The organism is Nocardia sp. NPDC004722, from assembly GCF_053601505.1.
In genome coordinates this window covers 1-6,463 of the sequence record NZ_JBSGBY010000497.1, presented here as the reverse complement: position 1 = coordinate 6,463, position 6,463 = coordinate 1, and the positions used below count along the sequence as shown (strand labels likewise).

6 protein-coding genes and 1 pseudogene are annotated in these 6,463 nt (G+C 66.7%); 5 read left to right on the top strand and 2 right to left on the bottom strand.

Annotation, left to right across the window (positions count from 1 at the left end; all coding sequences use genetic code 11):
- A pseudogene (locus tag ACWELQ_RS34495) lies at window positions 1-268 on the top strand (MFS transporter); the annotation flags it as partial.
- A gap of 64 nt (window positions 269-332) precedes the next feature.
- Here the strand turns inward: ACWELQ_RS34495 and ACWELQ_RS34490 are convergent.
- Together ACWELQ_RS34490 and miaB are read right to left on the bottom strand one after the other, a co-directional pair.
- Window positions 333-914 carry an Rv2732c family membrane protein gene (locus ACWELQ_RS34490; protein WP_452401211.1) on the bottom strand — a complete coding sequence of 194 codons (582 nt, stop codon included), beginning with the start codon at window positions 912-914 and terminating at the stop codon, window positions 333-335.
- A 288-nt stretch (window positions 915-1,202) separates the two neighbouring features.
- On the bottom strand, window positions 1,203-2,729 hold the full coding sequence (miaB, locus tag ACWELQ_RS34485; protein WP_452401210.1) for a tRNA (N6-isopentenyl adenosine(37)-C2)-methylthiotransferase MiaB: 1,527 nt from the start codon (window positions 2,727-2,729) through the stop codon (window positions 1,203-1,205).
- Between the two features lie 247 nt (window positions 2,730-2,976).
- On the opposite strand from miaB, the gene ACWELQ_RS34480 reads away from it, so the two are divergent.
- From ACWELQ_RS34480 to ACWELQ_RS34465, 4 genes are all read left to right on the top strand, one after another.
- Window positions 2,977-3,705: an amino acid ABC transporter ATP-binding protein gene (locus tag ACWELQ_RS34480; protein ID WP_452401209.1), complete on the top strand. Its 729-nt coding sequence runs from the start codon at window positions 2,977-2,979 to the stop codon at window positions 3,703-3,705.
- Window positions 3,706-3,721: 16 nt separating this feature from the next.
- Complete coding sequence (locus ACWELQ_RS34475; RefSeq protein WP_452401208.1) at window positions 3,722-4,555, top strand: glutamate ABC transporter substrate-binding protein; 834 nt, start codon at window positions 3,722-3,724, stop codon at window positions 4,553-4,555.
- Window positions 4,556-4,639: 84 nt separating this feature from the next.
- Window positions 4,640-5,320 carry an amino acid ABC transporter permease gene (locus ACWELQ_RS34470; protein WP_452401207.1) on the top strand — a complete coding sequence of 227 codons (681 nt, stop codon included), beginning with the start codon at window positions 4,640-4,642 and terminating at the stop codon, window positions 5,318-5,320.
- Window positions 5,317-6,228, top strand: a complete 912-nt coding sequence (locus ACWELQ_RS34465; protein WP_452401206.1) for an amino acid ABC transporter permease — start codon at window positions 5,317-5,319, stop codon at window positions 6,226-6,228. The genes ACWELQ_RS34470 and ACWELQ_RS34465 overlap by 4 nt, the downstream gene beginning before the upstream one ends.
- The last annotated feature ends 235 nt before the right edge of the window (window positions 6,229-6,463 follow it).

The following is a 6,463-nucleotide window of genomic DNA, read 5'->3' as shown; positions in this document are numbered from 1 at the left end:
GCTCGCCGGGGCCAGTACCGCGCTGCTGCAACCGCCGCTGTTCGGGGCCTCGACGCTGCTGCCCGCCGACCAGATCTCCCTGGGCTCCGGCACCTTGATGATGGCCCGCCAGACCAGTTCCGCCCTGGGCGTCGCCATCCTCACCGCCCTGCTGGGCAGCGCGGCCACCCGCACCATGACGGAGTTCCGGGCGGGCTGGGTCTTCATGGTGGTGGCGGGCCTGGCCGCCATGGCCGCCGGACTCGCCTACCGCCCCGAACGCGCCTGAGTCCGCGCACGAAAAAGGCCCGGCGGCATCGAATTCGATGACCGCCGGGCCCTCCCGCGAAAGCTCAGTCCTCGCCGAACAACCGGCGACGCTGCTGCTCCTCGGCCTTCGCCGCGGCCAGGCGGCGCTGCTCCTCGGCGGCCAAGTGCACATTGGTGCGCGCCCACACGACGCGCACCCAGTGGAAGGTCAGCACGATGATGGCGATGGTGGCGAGGATCAGGCCGATGCCCGGCCCGGCGCCGTGGTAGTTGCCGATGCCCGGGGTCTGGCGATGCCAGATCGACAGCACACCGAACACGCTGCCGATGGCCGAGCCCGCCACCGCGATCCAGGCCAGCAGCCAGCGGCGCGTGATGAGCGCGAGCATGGAGAAGCCGATGCCGAAGATCACCACGAACCAGACGAACAGCCGCGACGGCAGACCGATGTGGTCACCCTGGGCGACGGTGTCGTACAGCAGCACGTCGAAGCCACGGGTCTTGCCCGCGTGCGGCAGCACCAACGAGGCCAGCAGCACGAACACCGAACCCGCGACCACCATGGCCCGCACGCCCGGATCGATCTCCCCGGCGATCTTGCGTTCCACGGCCTCGAGGTCCGCGCGGAACTGCTCGAAGTCCTGATTGTTCTCCGCGGCCTTCATGCTCTCCTCGTTCGCCTCGGTCGGTTCTGCCTGTGCCGCTTGCTCTTCCGGCTGCGCAGGGTTCTCCGGATACTCCGGCTCGGCATTCTCGCCGGGGCCGGTGGGCTGCTGCTCGGTCATTCCGCTCGCGGTCCTCGCTCACGCACCCCGCTCGCGCGCGGTACTGAATTGGTCGGCGGCGTGCGGTCGGAAGTTCCCGGCTACCGGCGAATTCTCACCGCACGTACCCCAGGCATCCTGCCCTATGACGCTGCGTAGTTGACAGCGACCCCGCCGTTCGCGACCGGGTCAGTCGCCGCAGGACGAGCCGCAGCCCGCGGCGGCGGTTTCCACCGCGATCGGCGCGCCGATGCTGGGCAGGCCCAGGCCGACGCCGATGGGGGCGGTCTTGGGGGTGATGCCGCGTTCGTGGGCGTCGCCGGCGCGGGTGCGGCGGTGGGTCAGCACGTCGCCGTCGGCGATCAGGTAGTGCGGGGCCGCGCCGGTGACGTCGACGGTGATGATGTCGCCGGGGCGAATCTCGCTGCCGGGGGCCGGGTTCGCGGTCGGACGGAAGTGCACGAGGCGGCCGTCGCGGGCGCGGCCGGACATGCGCGCGGTCTTGTCGTTCTTCTTGCCCGCGCCGTCGGCGACCAGCAGTTCGACCGTGGCGCCGATGAGCGCCTGATTGCCTTCCAGGGAGATCTGCTCCTGCAAGGCGATGAGCCGGTCGTAGCGCTCCTGCACGACCTCCTTGGGCAGCTGATCGGGCATGGTCGCGGCGGGCGTGCCGGGGCGAATCGAGTACTGGAAGGTGAAGGCGCTGGTGAATCGGGCCTGCCGCACAACATCCAGGGTCGCCTGGAAGTCCTCCTCGGTCTCGCCGGGGAAGCCGACGATGATGTCGGTGGTGATGGCCGCGTGCGGCATGGCCGCGCGCACCTTCTCGATGATGCCGAGGAACTTGGCGCTGCGGTAGGAGCGGCGCATGGCCTTGAGCACGCGATCCGAACCCGACTGCAAGGGCATGTGCAGCTGCGGGCACACATTCGGCGTCTCGGCCATGGCCTCGATGACGTCGTCGGTGAATTCGGCCGGGTGCGGGGAGGTGAAGCGGACCCGCTCGAGACCCTCGATATTGCCGGTGGCGCGCAGCAGTTTCGCAAACGCGCCGCGGTCGCGTTCCTCGGTCGGGTCGGCGAAGGAGACGCCGTAGGAGTTCACGTTCTGTCCCAGCAGTGTGACCTCGAGCACGCCCTGATCGACCAGCGCCCGCATCTCGGCGAGCACGTCACCCGGGCGGCGGTCGACCTCCTTGCCGCGCAGCGCCGGCACGATGCAGAAGGTGCAGGTGTTGTTGCAGCCCACCGAGATCGACACCCAGCCCGCGTAGGCGGACTCGCGCTTGGCGGGCAGCGTCGACGGAAACGCTTCCAGCGCTTCGATGATCTCGACCTGGGCTTCCTCATTGTGGCGGGCCCGCTCCAGCAGCACCGGCAGCGAGCCGATGTTGTGGGTGCCGAACACCACATCCACCCAGGGGGCCTTCTTCACGACGGTGTCGCGGTCCTTCTGGGCCAGACAGCCGCCGACCGCGATCTGCATGCCGGGCCGACCGGCCTTGATCGGCGCGAGATGCCCGAGCGTGCCGTAGAGCTTGTTGTCGGCGTTCTCGCGCACCGCGCAGGTGTTGAAGACGATCAGATCGGCGGTCGCACCGGTGTCGGCCTTCACATATCCGGCGTCCTCGAGCAGGCCGGAGAGGCGTTCGGAATCGTGCACGTTCATCTGGCAGCCGAAGGTGCGGACCTCGTAGGTCCGGGCATCGTCATGGATCGACTCATCACGTGCTGAAACCTGCGCCAACGAATTCACCCAACCAGGGTAATGGCTGACCTCGAACGACCCTAAAACGGTGCCGGATCTCGCAGCCGATCCCCAGGCCGTTCCCAGAGTTACGGGAGGATGTCGAATTACCCCCGGCGCACTCATGTGCGACCCAAAGGCGAGCAAATCGGGCACGGTGTGGATAGGGTCACTGGTCATGACCGATGCTGCCGATTCCATCAGCACGTCCGCGCCGATGATCTCGATGCGGAATGTGGACAAGCACTTCGGCTCGCTGCACGTACTGCGTGACATCAATCTCGAAGTGCCCCGGGGGCAGGTCGTGATCGTGGTGGGACCCTCGGGCTCCGGCAAGTCGACGCTGTGCCGAACCATCAACCGGCTCGAAACCATCGACTCCGGCGATATCGCCGTCGACGGAGTCCAACTGCCCGCGGAAGGCAAGGCGCTGGCCCAGCTGCGCGCCGACGTGGGCATGGTGTTCCAGCAGTTCAACCTGTTCGCGCACAAGACCATTCTCGAGAACGTGATGCTCGCACCCGTGAAGGTGCGCCGCATCGACAAGACCAAGGCTCGCGCCCGCGCGCTGGAACTGCTCGACCGGGTCGGCATCGCCAACCAGGCCGACAAGTATCCGGCGCAGCTCTCGGGCGGGCAGCAGCAGCGCGTCGCCATCGCGCGGGCGCTGGCCATGGACCCGAAGGTGATGCTCTTCGACGAGCCCACCTCCGCGCTCGACCCCGAAATGGTGTCCGAGGTCCTCGATGTCATGGTGCAGCTGGCCAAGGACGGGATGACCATGCTGGTCGTCACGCACGAGATGGGCTTCGCGCGGCGCGCGGGCAATCGCGTGCTGTTCATGGCCGACGGGCAGATCGTCGAGGACACCGAACCCGAATCCTTCTTCACCGCACCGAAATCGGATCGTGCCAGGGACTTCCTGGGCAAGATCCTCTCCCACTGAGAGAACAGGACGTTCGATGAGGATCAACCACGCGATCCGGATCGCCGCCGGAGTGGCTGCCTTGGCGCTCACCGTCACCGCCTGCGGCGGCAGCAGCAACAAGACGGCCAGCCAGCACGCGGCCGACGGCAAACTCACCATCGGCATCAAGTACGACCAGCCGGGCCTGGGACTGCAGAACAAGGACGGCAGCTTCAGCGGCTTCGACGTCGATGTCGCCAAGTACGTGGCCGACAAGATGGGCGTGAAGCCGGAGAACATCACCTTCAAGGAATCGCCGTCGGCGCAGCGCGAGACGCTGCTGCAGAACGGGCAGGTCGACCTGATCGTCGCCACCTACTCCATCACCGACGCGCGCAAGGAGAAGGTCGACTTCGCGGGGCCGTACTTCCTGACCGGGCAGTCGCTGCTGGTGCGCAGCGACAACACCGACATCACCGGACCGGATTCGCTCAACGGCAACAAGAAGCTGTGCTCGGTGAAGGGCTCCACCCCCGCGCAGAACATCAAGGACAAGTACGCACACGAGGTGCAGTTGCAGACCTACGACACGTATTCGCTGTGCGTGGAGGCGCTGAAGTCCGGTTCCGTCGACGCGGTCACCACCGACGACATCATCCTGCGCGGTTACGCGGCGCAGTCGCCGGGCGCGCTGAAGGTGGTCGGCAACCAGTTCACCGTCGAGAAGTACGGCATCGGCGTGAAGAAGGGCGACACCGAATCGCGCGGCAAGGTCAATGACGCCATCGACGCCATGATCTCCTCCGGCGCGTGGAAGGCGGCGCTGGAGAAGGAATTCGGCTCCACCGGCTACCAGGTCCCGGAGCCGCCGAAGGTCGACCGGTACTGATGCACGGACGCGTGCCGGGCGATTTCCCGCAACCGCTGAAATCGCCCGGCACGCTTCGTTTTCGATCGGAGGAATGGGGCAGTCGTGTTCGACTTGATCTCCAACTATCACACCAAACTGCTCGACGCGTTCTGGGTGACCATCAAACTCACGCTGTACTCGGGATTCTGGGCGCTGATCCTCGGCACCCTGGTCACGGCCATGCGGGTGTCGCCGATTCCGATCGCGCGCTGGCTCGGGACCCTCTACGTCAACATCATCCGCAATACGCCGCTGACGCTGATCATCGTGTTCTGCTCGATCGGCCTGTACTCGACGCTGGGGCTGCGGCTCGCGGCCGAGGGGCCGGACAGCATCTCGGAGAACAACTTCCGGTTCGCCATCATCGGATTGAGCGTCTACACGGCGGCTTTCGTGTGCGAGTCGCTGCGGTCGGGCATCAATACGGTGCCGTTCGGGCAGTCGGAGGCGGGGCGGTCGCTCGGGTTCACCTTCGGGCAGAATCTGCGCTATGTGGTGCTGCCGCAGGCGTTTCGGGCCGTGATCGCGCCGCTGGGCAGCGTGTTCATCGCGTTGACGAAGAACTCCACCATCGCCTCGGCCATCGGTGTGGGTGAGGCCGCGCTGCTCATGGCCGAGATGAACGAGAACGAGGCGGCGGTGCTCAACATCGGCGCGATCTTCGCCCTCGGGTTCGTGATCCTGACCCTGCCGACCGGCCTGTTCTTCGGGTGGCTGGCCAAGCGATACGAGGTGGCCCGATGACGTCCTTGCTGTCGAAACCGGCGGCGTCGGTGCTCTACGACGCGCCGGGACCCCGGGCGCGCATGCGGTATCGGATCTACTCGGTGGTCGTGGTGATCGCGGCGGCGGCCGTGCTGTGGTTCCTCTACCGCGGGCTCGCCGACAAGGGGCAGTTCACCGCCGACAAGTGGAAGCCCTTCACCGACGGCGAAGTCTGGAACACCTATCTGCTGCCCGGTCTGCGCGGCACCCTCGTGGCGGCGGCGCTGTCGATCGTGCTGGCGCTGGTGCTGGGCATGGTATTCGGCGTGCTGCGGCTGTCGGATCACCGGTCGGTGCGGGTGATCGCGGGGGTCATCGTGGAGATCTCGCGGGCCATCCCCGTGCTGATCCTGATGATCTTCCTGTTCAACCTGTTCGCGCAGAACAACGTCTTCCCCTCCGATCAGCTGGCGCTCTCGGCGGTCGTGCTGGCGCTGACCATCTACAACGGGTCTGTCATCGCCGAGATCGTGCGCTCGGGCATCAAGGCGCTGCCCAAGGGACAGACCGAGGCCGCGATCGCGCTGGGCATGCGCAAGACCCAGGTGATGGTCTCCATCCTGCTGCCGCAGGCGATCACCGCCATGCTGCCCGCGCTGATCTCGCAGATGGTGGTGGCGCTGAAGGACTCCGCGCTGGGGTATCAGATCACCTACCTGGAGATCGTGCGCAAGGGCACGCAACTCGGTGCGGCGGAACAGAATCCGATCCCGGCGCTGATCGTGGTCGCCGTCATCATGATCAGCCTCAACTACGCGCTGACCGTGATCGCCACCTTCGTGGAGAAGCGGCTGCGCACCCGCAAGCGCGGTGGCGGGACCGCTCTCCCGGCGGGCACCATCGCCGCTCCCCCGGGCATGGGCGCGGTCCTGCCGAGCCAGGTCTGAACGGCGGGCTCCACCGCCCGCACCGTAACCGCGCGACCGGTTCGGGAGCCGTGACTCCCGAACCGGGGCCGGGCATTCCGGGAATGCTGCACCGACCCGCAGACAATTCTCATGTCCACCTCGCATACTGAATTTCATGAACGAAGACGACAGCGCTCGAAGAGAATTCGTCTTCGGGCTTTTCCTCATCACCGTCCTCACCCCGCTCGCCGCCGGCCTCACCGCCTTCGCCGCC